The organism is Sphaerisporangium dianthi (genome assembly GCF_042654065.1).
Classification (GTDB): domain Bacteria; phylum Actinomycetota; class Actinomycetes; order Streptosporangiales; family Streptosporangiaceae; genus Sphaerisporangium; species Sphaerisporangium dianthi.
Map to the genome: position 1 here is coordinate 56744 of NZ_JBHSFP010000005.1, position 21589 is coordinate 78332.

The 21589-nt window shown below is 75.1% G+C and carries 2 protein-coding genes; both read left to right on the top strand.

The annotated features are described in order from the left end of the window. Positions 1 to 34 precede the first annotated feature (34 nt). The gene (locus ACFO60_RS10075) at positions 35 to 16087 is read left to right on the top strand and encodes a non-ribosomal peptide synthetase (protein ID WP_380839438.1); all 16053 of its coding nucleotides are present in this window, start codon (positions 35 to 37) and stop codon (positions 16085 to 16087) included. Next, positions 16084 to 21582 (top strand): amino acid adenylation domain-containing protein, encoded by a 5499-nt coding sequence (locus ACFO60_RS10080; RefSeq protein ID WP_380839439.1) that lies wholly within the window; start codon positions 16084 to 16086, stop codon positions 21580 to 21582. Before ACFO60_RS10075 ends, ACFO60_RS10080 begins: the two co-directional genes overlap by 4 nt. Positions 21583 to 21589 lie beyond the last annotated feature (7 nt).

The window sequence follows — 21589 nt, forward strand, 5'->3', positions numbered from 1 at the left end:
GTCTTGGCGCGAATTAGTGAGTAGGAGTCGAGTTATGGCTGGCACGCTTATGGACCGGGACCTGCTGCCGAACGGCCCGCGCGGCGACGACGCGGCGCGGGCGGCCGACTGGCTTCCCGGCCTGTTCGCCGCTCAGGCGCGGCGCACCCCGGGCGCGCCCGCGGTACGGTTCGCCGACACTGAGCTGACCTACGCCGAGCTCGACCGCCGGGCGGGGCGCCTGGCCTCCCGCCTGGCCGCGCTCGGGGCCGGCCCCGAGCGCCTCGTCGCCGTGGCGCTGCCCCGCTCGGCGGACCTCGTCGTGGCGTTGCTGGCGGTGCTGAAGACCGGCGCGGCCTACCTGCCGATCGACGTCGCCTACCCGCGCGACCGCGTCGCGTTCATGCTGCGGGACGCGCGGCCGGTGTGCGTGCTGACCGGCGAGGCGGAGGCGGCCGGCCTGCCCGGCGAGACGCCGCGCGTCCTGGTCGACGATCCCGCCGAGGAGACCGCCGCCGCGCCCTGGCCGGGCGAGCGGGAGCGGGCGCCCGCCGGCCACCCCGCCTACGTCATCTACACCTCGGGCTCGACCGGCCTGCCCAAGGGCGTGGTCGTCGGGCACGGCGCGCTCGCCGACTACCTGCGGTGGTCGCTGCGGGCCTACCCGAGCCTGACCGGGGAGTCGCTGTGGCACTCGTCGGTCTCCTTCGACATGACCGTGACGTCGCTGTGGGCGCCCCTGGTCGCCGGCGGGTGCGTGCGCGTCTCGCCCCTGGCCGAGGACGGCGTGCCCGCCGGGGCCGCCGCCTGCGCCTTCCTCAAGGCCACCCCGAGCCACCTGCCGCTGCTCGACGTCCTGCCCGAGCGGTTCTCCCCGACCCGCGAGCTGATGTTCGGCGGCGAGGCGCTGCGCGGGGAGGCGCTGCGCGGGTGGCGCGAGCGGCACCCCGGCGTCACCGTGATCAACGTCTACGGGCCCACCGAGGCCACCGTCAACGTCGCCGAGTACCGCGTCGAGCCGGGGGCGCCGGTCCCCGACGGCGTCCTGCCGCTCGGCCGGCCCATGGACGACACCCGCGTCCACGTGCTGGACGCCGAGCTGCGCCCGCTTCCCCCCGGCGAGGTCGGCGAGCTGTACATCTCCGGCACCGGCCTGGCCCGCGGGTACGTCAACCGCCCTGGGCTGACCGCCGAGCGGTTCGTCCCCGACCCCTCGGGCGTCCCCGGCGAGCGGATGTACCGCACCGGCGACCTCGGCCGGTGGAGCGAGGACGGCCTGCTGGAGTTCGCCGGCCGCGTCGACGACCAGATCAAGGTGCGCGGGCACCGCATCGAACCGGGTGAGATCGAGGCCGTGCTCGGCCGCCACCCGAGGGTCGCCCAGGTCGCCGTGATCGTGCGCGAGGACCGCGTGGGCGACCAGCGCATCGTCGCCTACGTCACCCTCCGCGGCGACGTCCCGGCCGCCCACGCGGACGCGGACCCGGCCGCCCACCCGAACCCGTCGGCGCACGCGAACCCGAACCCGTCGGCGCACGCGAACCCGAACGCGTCGGCGCACGCGAACCCGAACGCGTCGGCGCACGCGGACGCGGACCTGCGCGAGCAGGCGAACGCGGCGCCCGGGCACGTGAACGCGGAGCTGCGGGAGCACGCCGGGGCCGCGCTCCCCGCGTACATGGTGCCCTCCGCCGTCGTCGTGCTGGACGCCCTGCCGCTGACCGCCAACGGCAAGCTCGACCGCCGCGCGCTGCCCGCGCCGCCGGCTCGCTCCGCCGCCGGACGCGCCCCGCGCACCGCCGAGGAGGAACTGCTGTGCCGCCTGTTCGCCGACGCGCTCGGTGTGGACGGGGTCGGCCTGGACGGCAACTTCTTCGAGCTGGGCGGGCACTCCCTGCTCGCCACCCGGCTGGTCGGCATGGTCCGCGAGGCGTTCGGCGTCGAGCTGCCGCTGCGCGCCCTGTTCGAGGCGCCGACCCCCGAGTCCCTCGGCGGCAGGGTCGCGACCGCGGCCAAGGGCAGCAGGCCCGAGCTCACCGCCCGTCCCCGGCCCGAGCGGATGCCGCTGTCCGCCGGCCAGCGCGGGCTGTGGTTCCTGCACCGCCTGGAAGGGCCGAGCGCGACCTACAATCTCCCCCTCGCCCTGCGGCTGACCGGCCCGCTCGACACCGAGGCGCTCGGCCTGGCCGTCGCCGACGTGGTGGCCCGCCACGAGCCGCTGCGCACCGTCTACCCCGACGTCGACGGCGAGCCGTACCAGCTCGTGCTCGACCCCGGGAGCGTGGCGGCCGCCACGGACGGGCTCCCCGTGGTGCCCGTCCCGCCGGACGGACTCGGCGAAGCGCTGCGCGCGCAGGCGGCGCTGCCGTTCGCGTTCACCCGCGAGGCGCCGTTCCGCGCGACCCTGTTCGGCCTCGGCGCGCGAGAGCACGTGCTCATGCTGGTCACCCACCACATCGCCAGCGACGGCCTGTCGGAGCAGCCGCTGCTTTCCGACCTGGCCGCCGCCTACGCCCACCGGACCGGCCGGGCCGCGCCCAAGGAGGCGCCGGCGATCCAGTACGCCGACCACACCCTGTGGCAGCGCGAGCTGCTCGGCGACCCGGCGGAGGAGACGAGCCTGGTCTCCCGCCAGGTGGCGTACTGGCGGGAGGCGCTGGCCGGCGGCCCCGGGCTGCTGGAGCTGCCGCTGGACCGCCCCCGCCCGGCCGTGGCCGGCAACGGCGGCGCCAGGGTCGGCTTCCGCCTCTCGCGGGAGCTGCACCGCGACCTGGTCGCGCTGGCCAGGCGCTCGGGCTCGACCGTCTTCATGGTCGTCCAGGCCGCCGTGGCCGCGCTGCTCACCCGGCTCGGCGCCGGCGCCGACATCCCCATCGGCACGGCCACCGCCGGCCGCGGCGACGAGGCGGTGGACCGGCTCGTCGGCAAGTTCCTCAACACGCTGGTGCTGCGCACCGACACCTCGGGCGACCCGAGCTTCCGCGAGCTGCTCGCCCGGGTCACCGAGGCCGACCTGGCGGCCTACGCCAACGCCGACGCGCCGTACGAGAGCGTCGTGGAGGCGGTCAACCCGGTCAGGTCGCTGTCCTACCACCCGGTGTTCCAGGTCATGCTGACCTTCGAGCACACCCTGCGCGCGCCGCTGCTCGGCGCCGGGCTGGAACTGTCGGTGGAACCCACCGTGCACACCGGCGCGGCCAAGGTCGACCTCAGCTTCTTCGTCAGGGAACCCGCCGAGTGGGGCAGCGAGGGCGAGGTCGAATGCGCCCTGGACTACGCCACCGACCTGTTCGACGAGCGGAGCGCCGAGGTGCTCGCCGCCCGGCTGGTGCGGCTGCTGGAAGGGGCCGTGCGCGACCCCGGCCTGCCCATCGGCGAGCTGGACCTGCTCAACCCCGGCGAGCGTGACACGCTGCTCTCGGAGTGGAACGCCACCGCCCACCCCGTTCCCGAGGCCACGCTGCCCGAGCTGTTCGCGCGGCAGGCGGCCCGCACCCCCGGCGCCGCGGCCGTGGAATGCGGCGGCGAGACCCTCACCTACGCCGAGCTGGACGCCCGCGCCGCCCGCCTGGCGCGCCTGCTGGCCGGCCGGGGCGTTCGGCCCGAGCGGTTCGTCGCCGTCGCGCTGCCCAAGTCGGCCGGGCTGGTGGTCGCCCTGCTCGCCATCATGAAGGCCGGCGGCGCCTACCTGCCCGTCGATCCCGCGCTGCCCGCCGAACGCGTGCGCTTCATGCTGGACGACGTCGGCCCCGTCCTGACCCTGGGCGCGCCGCACGAGCTGGCCGCCCTGGAGGCCGAGGCGGCGGCGCTGCCCGCCGGGCCGCTGGACAGCGGCCTGACCCCCGCCAACCCGGCGTTCGTCATCTACACCTCCGGCTCGACCGGCAGGCCCAAGGGCGTCGTGGTCGAGCACCGCTCGCTCAACCAGTACCTGGCCTGGACGCGGCACACCTACGACAGCGTCGCCGGCCGCGCCCTGGTGCACTCGCCGGTCTCCTTCGACCTGACCGTGACCGGCCTGTTCGGGCCGCTGACCAGCGGAGGGTGCGCCCATCTGGTGGACCTGGACGACGGCGCCGGCGCCGCCGCGACGGCGCGTCCGGACTTCGTGAAGGCCACCCCGAGCCACCTTCCGCTGCTCATCGGCCTGCCGGAGCGCTTCTCGCCCTCGGCGCAGCTCGTCCTGGGCGGTGAGTCGCTCATGGGCGAGGTGCTGGACGAGTGGCGCCGCCGCCACCCGGGCGCCACCGTGATCAACGAGTACGGCCCCACCGAGACCACCGTCGGCTGCATGGAGTACCGGATCGAGCCCGGCGACCAGGTGCCCGCGGGCGTCGTCCCCATCGGCAGGCCGATCTGGAACACCCGGCTGTACGTCCTTGACGCGGCGCTGCGCCCGGTGCCGCCCGGCGTGATCGGCGAGCTGTACATCGCCGGCGACCTGGTCAGCCGCGGCTACCTGAACCGTCCCGGCCTGAGCGCCGAGCGCTTCGTGGCCGACCCGTTCGCGGCCGGCACGCGCATGTACCGCTCGGGCGACCTCGCGCGCTGGCGGCCCGACGGGCAGATGGAGTTCGCCGGCCGCGTCGACCACCAGGTGAAGGTGCGCGGGTTCCGCATCGAGCTCAGCGAGATCGAGGCCGTGATCGGCGAGCACCCCCGGGTGGCGCACGTCGCGGTGATCGTGCGCGAGGACCGTCCCGGCGACCAGCGCATCGTGGCCTACGTCACGCTCACCCCCGGCGAGCCGGTGGACCTGCTCGACCACGCCAGGACGCTGCTGCCCGCCTACATGGTGCCCTCGGCGGTGGTCGTCCTCGACGCGCTGCCGCTGACCGCGAACAGCAAGCTCGACCGCGCCGCGCTGCCCGCGCCAGGACCCGCCGCCCCGATCGGGGGGTCCGCCCCGCGGACCCCGCAGCAGGAGATCGTCTGCGGCCTGTTCGCCGAGCTGCTCGGCCTGCCGCAGGTCGGCACCGACGCCAACTTCTTCGAGCTCGGCGGGCACTCGTTGCTGGTCACCAGGCTGGTCAGCCGCGTCCGCTCGGTCTTCGGCGTCGAGCTCGGCGTGCGCGAGGCGTTCGAGGCGCCGACCCCGGCCGCGCTGGTCGAGCGCATCGACCTCGCCGGGCAGGGCCGCTCCAAGCCCGAGCCCGAGCCGCGCCCCGAGCGCATCCCTCTGTCCTACGCCCAGCGCGGCGTGTGGTTCATCCACCGGCTCGACGAGGACAACCCGCAGTACAACATCCCCACCGTGCTGCGCCTCGGCGGCCCGGTCGACAAGCCCGCCCTGCGCGCCGCCGTCGCCGACGTCGTGGCCAGGCACGAGGTGCTGCGCACCCTCATCCGCAGCGAGGACGGCGAGCCGTACCAGGTGGTGCTGGCCCCCGAGGACGCCGAGGTCGAGGTCGCCTTCACCGAGGTCGGGCCCGAGCGGCTCAAGGAGGCGCTCACCGCGTTCGGCCACCGCTCCTTCCGCCTCGCCGAGCAGCCGCCCATCCGCGTCGGCCTGTTCTCACTGAGCGAGCGCGAGCACGTCCTGAACCTGGTCATCCACCACGTGGCCTGCGACGGCTGGTCGTGGGCGGCGCTGCTGCGCGACCTCGCCGAGGCCTACACCGCCCGCCTCGGCCAGGCCGCGCCGGCGTGGCGCCCGCTGCCGGTGCAGTACGCCGACTACGCGCTCTGGCAGACCAGGATCCTCGGCCGCGAGGACGAGCCGGGCAGCGCCCTCGCCAAGCAGGTCGAGCACTGGCGCGCCGCGCTGGCCGGCATGCCCGAGCTCATCGAGCTGCCGCTGGACCGTCCCCGCCCTGCCGTCGCCTCCAACAAGGGCGACATGGTCACCCTGCACATCGACGCCGCGCTGCACCGCGACCTCGTGGCGCTCGCCCACCAGGCCGGGGTCACCGTCTTCATGGTCGCCCACGCCGCCTTCGCCGCGCTGCTGACCAGGATGGGCGCGGGCGCCGACCTGCCCATCGGCACCGGCCTCGCCGGCCGCAGCCACGAGAACCTCGACGAGCTGGTCGGCTTCTTCGTCAACACGATGGTGCTGCGCACCGACACCTCCGGCGACCCGACGTTCCGCGAGCTGCTCGACCGGGTGCGCGAGGTCGACCTGGTGGCCTACGCCAACCAGGACATCCCGTTCGAGCGGCTGGTGGACGTCGTCAACCCGGCCCGCTCGCTGGCGCACCACCCGCTGTTCCAGGTCAGCATCGTGCTGCAGAACTACGCGGGAGCCCAGGCGCGGATGCCGGGGCTCACCGTCAGCCCGCCGGACGTCGAGCTGGAGGCCGCCAAGTTCGACCTGATGTTCTTCCTTTCCGAGACGCACGCCGAGGACCCGGTGGCCGGGCGGGTGCCCGGCGGGATCAAGGTCGACCTCAAGTACGCGACCGACCTGTTCGAGCGGGCCAGCGCCGAGGGCATCGCCGAGCGGTTCCTTCGGCTGCTGGGCTCGATGGTGGCCGACCCCGGGCAGCGGCTGGGCGCGGTCGAGGTGCTGTCGGCGGCCGAGCGCGAGCGGCTGCTGGTGGAGTGGAACGACACCGCCTCCTCCGCCGCGCCGGTGACCATGCCGGCGCTGTTCGAGGCCCAGGCGGCGCGCACCCCCGACGCGCCCGCCCTGGTCCACGGCGATCGCACCCTCACCTACGCCGAGCTGAACGGCCGCGCCAACCGGCTGGCGCGCCTGCTGGTGGACCGGTACGGCGCGGGCCCCGAGTCGCACGTCGCGGTCGCGCTGCCGCGGTCGGTGGAGGCCGTCGCCGCCGTGCTGGCCGTGCTGAAGACCGGCGCCGCGTACGTCCCGGTGGATCCCGACTACCCGGGCGAGCGCATCGCGCTGATGCTCGCCGACACCGGCCCCTCCCTGGTCATCACCGGCACGGCCGCCGAGGTCGGCGGCGGGGCGCCCCGGCTGGTGCTGGAGTCGCTCGACGAGATGGACGAGCTGACCGGCTACGCCGCGGACGACCTGGCCGACGACGAGCGCACCGCGCCGCTGGAGCTCGCGCACCCGGCGTACGTGATCTACACCTCGGGTTCGACCGGGCGTCCCAAGGGCGTGGTGGTCACCCACCGCGGCATCGCCGCCACCGTCGCCTCGATGCGCGAGCGCCTGCTGCTGCACGACGAGGGCCGCGTGCTCCAGCTCGCCTCGCCGAGCTTCGACGTCTCGGTCATGGAGCTGCTGATGGCCTACGGCGCCGGCGGCGCCCTGGTCGTCGCGCCGCCGCACGTGCGCGGCGGCGACGACCTGGCCGAGCTGCTGTCCGTCCAGCGGATCAGCCACGCGGTCATCCCCTCCACCACCCTGGCCAGCATCCCCGCCACGCCGCTGCCCGAGCTGGCCACGCTGCTGACCGGCGGCGACGTCGTCGGCCCCGAGCTGGTGGAGCGGTGGGGCGAGGGCCGGGTCATGCTGAACGGCTACGGCCCCACCGAGGCGACGATGTGGGCCACCGCGAGCCGCGCCCTGTCGCCGGGGGCCGGCCCGCCCATCGGCACGCCCCTTCGCGACACGCGGGTCTACGTGCTCGACTCCGCCCTGCGGCCCGTCGCCCCCGGCGTCGTCGGAGAGCTGTACGTGGCCGGCGCGGGCCTGGCGCGCGGCTACCTGCGCCGTCCCGCGCTGACCGCCGAGCGGTTCGTGGCCGACCCCTTCGACGGCGGGCGCATGTACCGCACGGGCGACGCGGTGCGGTGGAGGTCCGACGGCCAGCTGGAGTTCGTCGGCCGGGTCGACGACCAGGTCAAGGTGCGCGGGTTCCGCATCGAGCTCGGCGAGATCGAGGCCGTGCTCACCCGCCACCCCCAGGTCAGGCAGGCCGCCGTCACCGTGCGCGAGGACCGGCCCGGGGACCGGCGCATCGTCGCCTACCTGGTGACCTCCTCGGCCAAGGCCCCCGAGTCCGGGCGGCTGCGCGCGCACGTGGCCGCCACGCTGCCGGAGTACATGGTGCCCGCGGCCTTCGTGACCCTCGACGCGCTGCCGGTCATGCCCAACGGCAAACTCGACCGCAGGCGGCTGCCCGCGCCGGAGTTCGCCACCCGATCGGGCGGCCGGGCGCCGCGCACGGCCCGCGAGGAGATCATGTGCGGGCTGTTCGCGGAGATCCTCGGCGTGCCGCACGTCGGCGTCGAGGACAACTTCTTCGAGCTCGGCGGGCACTCGCTGCTCGCCACCCGGCTCGTCAGCAGGATCAGGACCACCCTCGGCACCGAACTGCGCGTGCGCGACCTGTTCCGCACCCCCACCGTCGCCGCCCTGGTCGACCGGCTGCGGACCGGCCAGGACGACCGCCCCGCGCTCGCGCCGATGGAGCGGCCGGAGCGCATCCCGCTGTCCTACGCCCAGCAGCGCCTGTGGTTCCTGCACCGCCTGGAAGGGCCGAGCCCGACGTTCAACGTCCCGCTCGTGCTGCGCCTGTCGGGCGCGCTGCACACCGGCGCCCTCGCCTCGGCGCTGGCCGACCTGACCGACCGGCACGAGTCCCTGCGCACGGTGTACCTCGACGACGGCGGCCGGCCCTACCAGAGGGTCCACGCGGCCGGCGAGGCCCGGCCGGCCTTCGACGTCGTGCCCGCCGGCCGTGACGAGCTGCCCGAGCTGATGGGCGCCGCGCTCCGGCACACCTTCGACCTGGCGGGCGACATCCCGATCAGGGCGACGCTGTTCGCGCTCGGCGAGCGGGAGCACTGCCTGCTGCTCCTGCTGCACCACATCGCCACCGACGGCGTCTCGATGGGCACCCTCAGCCACGACCTGTCCACCGCCTACGCCGCGCGCCTGGCCGGCGACGCCCCCGACTGGGAGCCGCTGCCGGTCCAGTACGCCGACTACACCCTGTGGCAGGGCGAGGCGCTCGGCCGTGACGACGATCCGGCCAGCCCGATCTCCCAGCAGCTCGACTTCTGGCGGCGCCGCCTCGCCGGCGCCCCCGAGCCGCTGGAGCTGCCCGCCGACCGGTCACGCCCCGCCCGCCGCCACGGCACGGCCGAGCGGGTCACCTTCCAGGTCGGCGCCGAGCTGCACTGGGACCTCATCGAACTGGCCCGCCGCAGCAGCGCCACGCTGTTCATGGTGATGCACGCCGCGCTCGCCGGGCTGCTGACCCGGCTCGGGTCGGGCACCGACATCACGATCGGCACCGGCGTCGCGGGCCGCGCGGACGAGGCCCTGGACAAGGTGGTCGGCTTCTTCGTCAACATGGTCGTGCTGCGCGCCGACACCTCCGGCGACCCGACGTTCCGCGAGCTGCTGGACCGGGTGCGCGAGGTCGACCTCGCCGCCTACGCCAACGCCGACGTGCCCTTCGACCGCGTCGTGGACGCGCTCAACCCCGCCAGGTCGATGAGCCACGCGCCCCTGTACCAGGTGACGCTCACCGTGGACAGGGACGTGATCGGCGACAACGTCCGCCTGCCCGGCCTGTCGGCCGAGGTCGACAGCCCCGACCCCGGTTCGGCCAAGTTCGACCTGTGGGTCGGCCTGACCGAGTCCTACGCCGCCGACGGCACGCCCACGGGCATGGAGGGCGTCGTCAAGTTCGCGACCGACATCTTCGACCGCGCGACCGCGGAGGGCATCGCCGAGCGGCTGTGCCGGCTGCTCGGCACGGTCGTGGCCGACCCCGACCGGCGGCTCGGCGTGGTGGAGGTGCTGTCGGCGGCCGAGCGGACGCGGCTGCTCACGGAGTGGAACGACACCGCCTCGCCCGAGCCGCCGGTGACCATGCCGGCGCTGTTCGAGGCCTGGGCGGCGCGCACCCCCGAGGCGCCGGCCCTGGTGTCCGGGACGCGCACCCTCACCTACGCCGAGGTCAACGCGCTGGCCAACCGCCTCGCGCGGCTGCTGGTGGACCGGTACGGCGCGGGCCCCGAGTCGCACGTCGCGGTCGCGCTGCCGAGGTCGGTGGAGGCGGCGGTGGCGGTGCTGGCGGTGATGAAGGCGGGGGCGGCGTACGTCCCGGTGGACCCGGACTACCCGGGCGAGCGCATCGCGCTGATGCTCGCCGACACCCGCCCGTCCCTGGTGATCACGGGTGCGGCAGTGGCGCTGGACCTGCCCGCGGACGCCCCCCGCCTGGTGCTGGACGACCTGGACCGCCTGGACGGACTGCGCGACCACCGCGCGGACGACCTGGCCGACGGCGACCGCACCGCGCCGCTGAGCCTGACCTCCCCGGCGTATGTGATCTACACCTCGGGTTCGACCGGGCGTCCCAAGGGCGTGGTGGTCACCCACCGCGGCCTGTCGGCGAGCGCGGCCTCCCAGCGGGAGCGGCTGCGCACCGTGCCCGGCTCGCGGGTGCTGCAGTTCGCCCCGCTCAGCACCGACACCTCCATCTTCGAGATGCTCTACGCCTTCGGCGCCGGAGCCGCCCTGGTCATCGCGCCGCGCGACGTGCGCGGCGGCGACGACCTGGCGCGGGTGCTCGCCGACGGCCGCGTCACCCACACCGTGCTGCCGCCCGCCGCGCTGGCGAGCCTGCCGGTCGTCCCCCTGCCGCACCTGTCGACCCTGCTCGTCGGCACCGACGTCCTCGGCCCCGAGCTGGTGGACCGGTGGGGCGAGGGCCGGCTCATGCTGAACGGCTACGGCCCCACCGAGACCTCGATGTGGGTCTCGGCCAGCGGGCCGCTGGTCGCGGGCGAGAAGCCGCCCATCGGCTCCCCCCTGCTCGGCGCCCGCTTCTACGTCCTGGACGCCGGCCTGCGGCTGGTCGCGCCGGGCGTGGTCGGCGAGCTGTACATCGCGGGCGACGGGCTCGCGCGCGGCTACCTCGGCCGCCCGGCGCTGACCGCCGAGCGGTTCGTGGCCGATCCCTTCGACGGCGGGCGCATGTACCGCACCGGCGACGCGGTCCGGTGGCGGGCCGACGGCCAGCTGGAGTTCGTCGGCCGCGTGGACGACCAGGTCAAGGTGCGCGGGTTCCGCATCGAGCTCGGCGAGATCGAGGCCGTGCTCACCCGCCACCACCAGATCGGCCAGGCCGCCGTCATCGTCCGCGAGGACCGGCCGGGGGACCGGCGCATCGTCGCCTACGTGGTGGCCGGCGAGCTGCCGGACGGCCTGCGGGAGTTCGTGGGCAAGGTCCTGCCCGCGCACATGGTGCCCTCGGCGTTCGTGCGGATGGACGCGCTGCCGCTGTCGCCCAACCGCAAGATCGACCGGCGGGCGCTGCCCGTGCCGGTGTACGGGTCGGGCACGGGCAAGGCGCCGCGCGGCCTTCGCGAGGAGGTCGTGTGCGGGCTGTTCGCCGAGGTTCTCGGCGTCGCCGACGTCGGGGTCGAGGACAACTTTTTCGAGCTCGGCGGGCACTCGCTGCTGGCGACCCAGCTGGTCAGCCGCGTCCGCTCGGTCCTCGGCGTCGAGCTGCCGCTGCGCGAGCTGTTCGACAAGCCCACCGTCGCGGCGCTGTGTGAGAGCCTCGACCAGGCCGCGGGCGCGCGGCCACCCGTGCGGCCCATGCCGCGCCCGGAGCGCATCCCGCTGTCGGCCGCCCAGCAGCGGCTGTGGTTCCTGCACCGCCTGGAGGGGCCGAGCCCGACCTACAACATCCCGCTGGCGATCCGCCTGTCCGGCGAGCTGGACACCGTCGCGCTGGGCGCCGCGATCGACGACCTCACCGACCGCCACGAGGTGCTGCGCACCGTCTTCGCCGAGACCGACGGCGTCGTCCACCAGAGCGTCCTGCCCGCCCTGCACACCGACGTCGAACTCGTCGAGACCAGCGAGGATGACCTGCCCGGGCTGCTCGCGCGGGACATCACCTTCCCGCTGGACCTGTCCGGGCGCCCGCCGATGCGCGCCTGGCTCTACCGCACCGGGCCTGCCGAGCACGTGCTGCTGCTGCTGGTCCACCACATCGCCGGCGACGGCATGTCGATGATGCCGCTGGCGGCCGACCTCGTCACCGCCTACACCGCCCGGCACGCCGGCGCGGCCCCGCAGTGGACGCCGCTGCCGGTGCAGTACGCCGACTACGCGCTCTGGCAGCAGGAGACCGGCACCGACGAGGAGCAGGTCAGGTTCTGGCGCGACACGCTCGCCGGAGCCCCCGAGGTGCTCGAACTGCCCGCCGACCGGCCGCGCCCCGACGTCGCCGGCCACGCGGGGACGACCATCCCCGTGGCCATCCCCGCGAGCGCCCACCAGGGCGTCACCGCCCTGGCCCGCGAGACCGGGACCACCGTGTTCATGGTCCTGCAGGCCGCCGTCGCCGCGCTGCTCAGCCGGCTCGGCGCCGGCACCGACATCCCGATCGGCACCGTCGTCGCCGGACGCGACGACGAGGCGCTCGGCGACCTGGTCGGCTTCTTCGTCAACTCGCTGGTGCTGCGCACCGACGTCTCAGGAGAGCCCACCTTCCGCGAGCTGCTCACCCGGGTCAGGCAGGCCGACCTGGCCGCCTACGCCCACGCCGGGGTCCCGTTCGAGCGGGTCGTCGAGGCGGTCAACCCCGAGCGCTCGATGGCGCACACGCCGCTGTTCCAGGTGATGCTCAGCCTGATCAGCGAAGGGCTGCCGCGGCTGGACCTGCCGGGGCTGCGCGCCGGCTTCGAGCCGCTCCAGGGCAGCGTGGCCAAGTACGACCTGGCGTTCGGCCTGCGCGAGCACCACGACGAGGACGGCACGCCCGCCGGCATCGGCGGCTCGCTGGAGTACGCCACCGACCTGTTCGACGCCGCCACCGCCGTCGCGCTCACCGAGCGGCTGGCCCGGCTCATCGACGCCGTGGCCGCCGATCCCGACCGGCGGATCGCCCAGGTGGACCTGCTGTCGGAGACCGAGTACGAGCGGCTCTCCGAGGGGAACGCGACCCTCGCGCCGATCCCCGGGCAGACCTTCCAGGAGCTGTTCGAGGCCCAGGTGGCGCGCGCGCCCGGCGCGCCCGCCCTGACCTACGGGAACCTGACCCTCAGCTACGCCGAGCTGAACGAGCGGGCCAACCGGCTGGCGCGCCTGCTGATGGAGCGGGGCGGCCCGCAGCAGTTCGTCGCGGTCGGCCTGCCGCCGAGCGTCGACGCCGTCGTCAGCCTGCTGGCGATCTTCAAGGCGGGGGCGGTCTACCTGCCGTTCGACCCCGAGCACCCGGCCGACCGCGTGAGCGCCGTCCTGCGCAGCGCGCGGCCGACGCTGCTGATCGGGTCGTCGGAGTCCGCCGTCCCCATCGAGGGGGTCGACGCGCCCTGGCTGCTCCTGGACGACGCCGGCACCCGCGCCGCGCTCGCCCGGCAGCCGCACGACGACCCGCCGGCCCGGCCCGAGCTGCGCCGCGACGGGCTCATGTACGTCATCTTCACCTCCGGCTCCACCGGGAGGCCGAAGGGCGCGATGGTGCACCAGCGCGGCATGATCAACCACCTGCTCGCCAAGATCGAGGAGCTGGGCGTCACCGCGGGCGACGCCGTCGTGCTGAACGCGCCGCTGACCTTCGACGTCTCGGTGTGGCAGATGCTGTCGGCGCTGCTGGCCGGCGGCAGGACCCACGTCGTGGACAAGGACGTCGCCCGCGACCCGTTGGAGCTGTTCGCCGAGGTCGAACGCGCCGGGCTGAGCATCGTCGAGGTCGTGCCGTCGTTCATGCGGGCCGGGCTCGACGCCTACGACTCCGGCATCCCGGCGCCGTCCATGCCGACGCTGCGATGGTTCATCGTCAACGGCGAGGTGCTCTCGCCCGAGATCTGCAAGCGGTGGTACGCCCGCTTCCCGCACGCCGCGCTGGTCAACGCCTACGGGCTGACCGAATGCTCCGACGACAACACCCACGCCTTCATCACCGGCGACATCGACGCCCAGGTGGAGAACGGGCGGCTGCCGGTCGGACGGCCCCTGCGCAACAACACGCTCCACATCCTGGACGACGGGCTGCGGCCGGTGCCTCCGGGGCTGCCGGGCGACCTGTACATCGCCGGGACCGGCGTCGGCCTCGGCTACCTGGGCGAGCCGTCCCGCACCGCCACCCGCTACCTGCCGGACCCCTACACCGACGCGCCCGGCGCGCGGATGTACCGCACCGGTGACCGGGTGCGGCTGCGCGCCGACGGCCAGCTCGACTTCCTGACCCGGGTCGACCACCAGGTCAAGATCCGCGGCAACCGCATCGAGCTGGGCGAGGTGGAGGCCGCGCTGCGGGCCGCCCCCGGCGTCACCGACGCCGTCGTGATCGCCGACGAGCCGCAGGGCGGGCCGAAGAGGCTGGTCGGGTACGTGGTCACCGCCGACCCCGGCGCGTCCTCCGCCGCGCTGCGCGACCACCTGGCAGGGACGCTGCCCGACTACATGGTGCCCTCGGCGCTCGTCGTCCTCCCCGATCTGCCGCTCACCCCGAACGGCAAGATCGACCGCAAGGCGCTGCCCGACCCGTCCTTCGCCGCGCAGGCGCCCGGGCGCTCGCCGCGCAACCCGCGCGAGGAGATCCTGTGCCGCCTGTTCGCCGAGGTGGTCGGGGTGCCCGCCGTGTCGCTGGACGACGGGTTCTTCCAGCTCGGCGGCGACAGCATCATGTCGCTCCAGCTCGTCTCGCGGGCACGCAAGGCCGGCCTGACGATCAGCGCCCGCGACGTGTTCCAGAACCAGACGGTCGAGGCCCTGGCGGCCGTGGCCAGGGAGACGCCCGGCACGGCGGCCGGCGCAGGCCACCACGAGGCCACCGGCGACCTGCCCGCCACCCCGATCATGCACTGGCTGCGCGAGCTCGGCGGGCCGAGCGACGGGTTCAACCAGGCGATGATCCTCACCGTGCCGCCCGGGCTGGGTGAGCACCTGGAGGCCGCCGTCCAGGCCCTGTTCGACCACCACGACGCGCTGCGCGCGCGGGTGAGCGGAGACGGCCTCCACGTTCCGCCCGCGGGCGCGGTCGCCGCGGCCGAGCGCGTCCGCAGGGTCGCCATCGCGGGCCTGCCGGAGGACCGGGTGCGGTCGGTCGTCGCCGAGGAGGGCGAGGTGGCCCGGTCGTCGCTGTCCCCCGAGGCCGGGGCGATGGCGCGCGTCGTCTGGTTCGACGCCGGGCCGGGACGCCCCGGCCTGCTGCTGCTCGTGCTGCACCACCTGGTCGTGGACGGCGTCTCCTGGCGCATCCTCGTCCCCGACCTGAAGGCCGCGTGGGAGGCGCTGGCGCGCGGCGCGAAGCCCGCGCTCGACCCGGTGCCCACCTCCTTCCGCCACTGGGCCCACACCCTGGCCACGCTGGCCCGCGACGCCAAGGGAGCGCCGTGGGACACCCTGCCCGCCGACGAGCCGCCGCTCGGGTCGCGGCCGCTCGACCCGGTCAAGGACGGCGCGGGGACGGCGCGCGAGCTGACCCTCACGCTGCCCGCCGAGCACACCGGGCCGCTGCTGACCTCGGTTCCCGCCCTGTACCACGCCTCCGTCAACGACGTGCTCCTGACGGGACTGGCCATCGCCACCCGCCAGTGGCGCGGCCGCGACGGGCTGCTCGTGGACGTCGAGGCCCACGGCAGGGAGGAGCTGGTCGAGGGCCTGGACCTGTCCAGGACCGTCGGCTGGTTCACCAGCATGTACCCCGTCCACCTGCAGGCGGGCCCGGTCACCGAAGACGACGTCTCCCGCGGCGGGCCCGCGCTCGGCGACGCGCTCAGGCGGGTCAAGGAGACCCTGCGCGCCATCCCCGACAACGGCGTCGGCTTCGGGCTGTGGCGCTACCTCGGCGGCGAGCCGCGCGTGTCCCCCGTCCCGCAGATCGCCTTCAACTACCTCGGCCGCTTCGGCGCGGGCGGCGCCGACGGCCAGGACAGGGCCGGCGCCGCCGAGGCGTACTGGACGCCCGCGGACGGCATGCCGACCCCGGCGCCCCGCGACCCCGAGATGCCCTCGGCGCACGCGATCGAGCTGGTCGCCACCGCCGTGGACCGGCCGGGGGGCGCCGAGCTGTCGGTCACCTGGTCGTGGCCGGGCGAGCTGTTCACCGAGCACGAGATCGGCGAGCTCGCCGCCGGATGGTTCGCCGCCCTGCGCGGCCTGGCCGCCCACGCGGCCCGGCCGGACGCCGGAGGGCACACGCCCTCGGACCTGTCCATGGCGCTCACCCAGGACGAGATCGACAGCCTCGAAGAGGAGCTGATGGGTCAGTGAAACGCTCAGCGTTCGAAGACGTGCTGCCACTGGCGCCGATGCAGGAAGGGCTGCTGTTCCACGCCCTCGCCGAAGAGGACGGCGTCGACACCTACACCGTGCGCATGGTGCTGGAGATCGAGGGCCGCCTCGACGCGGCGGTCCTGCGCACGGCCGCCCGCGCGCTGCTGCAGCGTCACCCCAACCTGCGGGTGAGCTTCCGCCAGCGCAAGACCGGGCAGCCCATGCAGGTCGTGCACCGCGACGTCGAGCCGCCCTGGGAGGAGGCCGACCTCGGCGGCCTCGCCCCCGGCGCGCAGGAGGCCGAACTGGCCCGCCTGTTCGACGCCGAGCAGGACCGCAGGTTCGACCTGGCGACCCCGCCCGCACTGCGCTTCACGCTGGTGAGGCTGGACGACGAGCATCACCGCCTGCTGGTGACCAACCACCACATCCTGTTCGACGGCTGGTCGCTGCCGATCCTGCTGCGCGAGCTGCTGGCGCTGTACCACTCGCGGGGCGACGCCTCGGCGCTGCCCCGGGTCACCCCCTTCCGCGACTACCTGACCTGGCTCGCGGGCCAGGACGACGCGGAGACCGAACGGGAGTGGCGGACCGCGCTCGACGGGCTCACCGAGCCCACCCGGCTGTTCCCCGGGGCCGCCGAGCAGGTGCCCGAGCTGCCGGGCCGGCTCATCCTGGACCTGCCGCGCGAGGTGGCGGCGGGTTTCACCGCCGCGATGCGCGGCAGGGACGTCACCCCCAACACGCTCGTCCAGGGCCTGTGGGGGCTGCTGCTCGGCCGACTCACCGGGCGCGACGACGTGGTGTTCGGCGCGGTCGTCTCCGGGCGGCCGCCCGAGGTCCCCGGCATCGAGAGCATGGTCGGGATGTTCATGAACACGGTCCCGGTGCGGGTGCGCCTGGACCAGGGAGAATCGTTCACCGGCCTGCTCGCCCGCCTGCAGGGCGAGCAGGCGAGGCTGCTGGCCCACCAGTCGATACGGCTCGGCCGCGTCCACCGGATGACCGGGCTCGGCGAGCTGTTCGACACCGTCACCACCGTGGAGAACTACCCCGGAGGCTCGCCCGGCCGCGACGACGCCGAGATCCGCGTCGTCAAGGTCGGCGGACGCGACTCCGCCCACTACCCGCTGCGCCTGATCGCGGGCATGGCGGGCGACCGGCTGCAGATGGAGCTGGAGTACCGCACCGACCTGCTGACCGGCGACGAGGCCCGCGCCCTGGGCGAGTGGCTGGTCCAGACGCTCACCGCGCTCGCCGCCGCCCCCGACGCGCCCCTATCCACGGCCGGGCTCCCCGCGTGCCCGCCGATCGCCGGCATGGCCGCCGCGCGCGGCTCCGGTGAGACGGACGGGACGCCGGCGGACGGCGCCGGCGAGGCCGGGGGGACGCGGGCGGACGGCGAGGCGGATGGGGCTCGGGCGCGACGGCACCGCGCCGGCCCCCGGGAGGAGATCCTGTGCGGGCTGTTCGCCGAGATCCTCGGCGTGCCGCGCGTCGGCCCCGGCGACGACTTCTTCGCCCTCGGCGGCCAGTCCCTGACGGCCGTACGCCTGCTCAGCAGGGTGCGCGCGGTGTTCGGCGCCGCGCTCCCGGTACGGGCGATCTTCGAGTCGCCGACCGTGGCGGCGCTGGCCCGCCGGATCGAGTCGGCCGAGGAGGCGGGGCCGCCGCTCGCGCCCATGCCGCGCCCGGAGCGGATCCCGCTGTCGTACGCACAGCAGCGCCTGTGGTTCATGTCCCGCCTCGAAGGGCCGAGCGCCACCTACAACATCCCCGGCGCGATGCGGCTGCGCGGCCCGCTCGACGTCGCGGCGCTGCGGCTCGCCCTGGACGACGTGACGGCGCGGCACGAGTCGCTCCGCACGGTCTTCCCCGACCGCGACGGCGAGGCCGAGCAGCGGGTGCTGCCGCCCGAGCGGGCCCGGGTGCCGCTGGAGCGGGTGGACCTCGCCCCCGCCGAGCTGGACGACGCCCTGCGCGCCGCGTGCGCGCACCCCATCGACCTCGCCCGCGACCTGCCCGTCAAGGCGACGCTGTTCCGGCTCGGCGAGCAGGACCACTGCCTGCTCATCCTGCTGCACCACATAGCGGGCGACGGCTGGTCGATGGGGCCGCTGGCCAGGGACCTGTCCGACGCCTACGCGGCCCGGGTGGCCGGGCGCGCGCCCGCCTGGGCCCCGCTGCCCGTGCAGTACGCCGACTACACCCTGTGGCAGCGGAGCGCGGACCTCCCGCTCGGCTACTGGCTGGAGGCGCTGAAGGGCCTGCCCGAGCGGCTGGACCTGCCCGCCGACCGCCCCCGGCCGGTGAAGGCCACCTACCGCGGCGGCCAGGTGCCGATCGACTGGGGCCCCGGGCTGCGCGACGGCGTCGCCGCGCTCGCAAGGCAGACCGGCACGACGGTGTTCATGGTGCTGCAGGCCGCGCTCGCCGCCCTGCTGACCCGCCACGGCGCCGGCACCGACATCCCGATCGGCACCCCGGAGGCCGGCCGCGCCGACGAGGCGCTCGACGACCTCGTCGGGTTCTTCGTCAACACCCTCGTGCTGCGCACCGACACCTCCGGCGACCCGGCGTTCCGCGAACTGCTCGACCGGGTGCGCGAGGCCGACCTGTCGGCCTACGCCCACGCCGGGGTGCCGTTCGAGCGCCTCGTCGAGGCGGTCAACCCGGCGCGGTCCCTCGGCCACCACCCGCTGTTCCAGGTGATGCTCGCCATGCAGGACGACATCGGCGACGGCGGCGACACCCCCGAACTGGCCGGGCTCGGCGTCTCGGGGCAGGAGATCCGCACCGACGTCGCCAAGTTCGACCTGGCGTTCAGCCTGAACGCCGACCTGCGCGGCGTCCTCGAGTACGCCGCCGACCTGTTCGACCGGGGGACCGCCGAGCGGCTCGCCGACCGGCTCGCCTGCCTGCTGGAGTCGGCCGTGGCCGAACCCGGCACGCCCGTCAGCGCGCTCTCGGTGATCCCGCCCCGGGAGGGCGCGCAGATGGCGCAGTGGGGCGACGGCGGACGCTGGGAGCGGACGGCGACCTTCACCGAGCTGTTCGAGGAGCAGGTGCGCCGCACCCCCGACGCCCCCGCCGTCGCGTTCGGCGCCGACCGCCTGACCTACGCCGAGCTGAACGCCAGGGCCAGCCGCCTGGCCCACCTGCTGATCGCACGCGGCGTCGGCCCCGAGCGGATCGTGGCGCTCAAGCTGCACCCGTCGGCCGACCTGGTGGTCGCGGTGCTCGCCGTCCTGAAGGCCGGCGCGGCCTACCTGCCCGTCGACCCGGACTACCCGGCCGAGCGCATCGCCGAGATGCTCGACGACGCGGCCCCCGCCCTCGTGCTCTCCGCGCCGCTGCCCGACGCCGCCGCCTACCCCTGCCACGACCCCGTGGACGCCGAACGGGTGGCCCCGCTGGAGCTCTCGCACCCGGCGTACGTGATCTACACCTCGGGTTCGACCGGGCGCCCCAAGGGCGTGCTGGTCACCCACCGCGGCTTCGCCGCCCTGCGCGAGAACCAGGCCCGCGCCTACCCTGCGGGGCCGGGCGACCGGGTCCTGCAGTACGTCTCGCCCAGCTTCGACGTCTCGGTGGCCGAGCTGTGCCTCGGCCTGCTCACCGGCGCCTGCCTGGCGGGGCCGGGAGGCGGCCTGACCGGAGAGGAGCTGGCCACGCTGCTGCGCGAGGAGCGGGTCACCCACGCGTTCATCCCGCCGGCGGTGCTGGAAGGGCTGCCCCGCGACGTGCCCGACCTGCGCACCCTGGTCACCGGAGGCGAGACGCTGTCGGCCGAGGCGCGGGCGTCCTGGTCGCGCGAACGCCGCCTGATCAACGAGTACGGCCCGTCCGAGGTCACCGTCGCCGCGACCGTCAGCCCGCCCCTGTGGGGAGCGGGGCACCCGTCCATCGGCCGTCCCGTCCCCGGCGCGAAGGCGCACGTCCTGGACGACGGCCTGCGGCCGGTCGCGCCGGGCGTCGTCGGAGAGCTGTACGTGGCCGGCGTGGGGCTGGCGCGCGGCTACCTGCGCCGTCCCGCGCTGACCGCCGAGCGGTTCGTGGCCGACCCCTTCGACGGCGGGCGCATGTACCGCACCGGCGACGCGGTCCGGTGGCGGGCGGACGGGCAGCTGGACTTCGTCGGGCGGGCCGACGACCAGGTCAAGGTGCGCGGCTTCCGCGTCGAGCTCGGCGAGATCGAGGCCGTGCTCTCCCGCCACCCGGGCGTCGGCCAGGTGGCGGTGGTGGTGCGCGAGGACCGGCCGGGAGACCGGCGGATCGTCGCGTACGTGGTGGCCGGCGAGCTGCCGGACGGCCTGCGGGAGTTCGTCGCGAGGGTGCTCCCGGCGCACATGGTGCCGGCGGCGTTCGTGCGGCTGGACGGGCTGCCGCTGACGCCTAACAGGAAGGTGGACCGGCGGGCGCTGCCGGCCCCGGCGTACGAGGCCGGAGGCGGCAGGGCGGTGCGAGGCCCGGCGGAACAGGTGATGTGCGGGCTGTTCGCCGAGGTGCTGGGCGTCGCCGAGGTCGGCGTGGAGGACAACTTCTTCGAGCTCGGCGGGCACTCGCTGCTGGCGACCCAGCTGGTCAGCCGCGTCCGCGCGGTCCTCGGCGTCGAGTTGCGGGTCGGCGACGTCTTCGAGGCGCCGAGCCCCGCCCGGCTGGCCGCGCGCTCAGGAGGCGAGGCGGCCGGCGCGTTCGACGTCGTCCTGCCGCTGCGGGAGGGCGGCACGCGCTACCCGCTGTTCTGCGTGCACCCGCTGGCCGGCCTCGGCTGGCGGTACTCCGCGCTGCTGCGCCACCTGGACGCCGGCCACCCCGTCTACGCCCTCCAGGCCCGCGGCCTCGAAGGGCGGGACGAACTGCCCGCCGACCTCGAGGAGCTGACCGCCGACTACACCGCCCAGATGCGCAAGGTGCAGCCCTGCGGCCCCTACCACCTGCTCGGGTGGTCGCTCGGCGGCAACTTCGCCCAGGCCGTGGCCGCCCGGCTGCGCGAGGAGGGCGAGGAGGTCGGGCTGCTCGCCGTCCTGGACGCCTACCCCGCGCCGCCGGACGAGAAGGACTACACCGACCGCGCGGTGCTCCTCGCGGACATGTGCGAGCACTACGGCGAGGCGTACGGCGCCGAGCCGGTGGACGTCGGCGCGATGAGCCTCGCGGACATGCGGCGGCACATCATCGCGCTGCTCGGTCACAGCACCGGCGAACTCGGCCACCTGGACGAGACGCAGCGCGGCCACGCCCTTGAGGTGATGGTCAACAGCATCCGGATCACGAGCGGCCCGCCGCCCGTCCTGGACGGCGACATGCTGCTCATCACCTCCGCCCGGCCCTCCTCGCCGCCGGAGTCCTGGCGGCCGTACACCGCCGGCGCCGTCGAGGTCCGCGGCGTCGACGCCGAGCACGCCCGCATGCTCGAGCCCGGCCCCGCCGGGCAGATCGCCGCCGTCGTCGCGGGCCGCATCCCGGCCAGGGAGCCCGCGGACGCGTGACGCACCG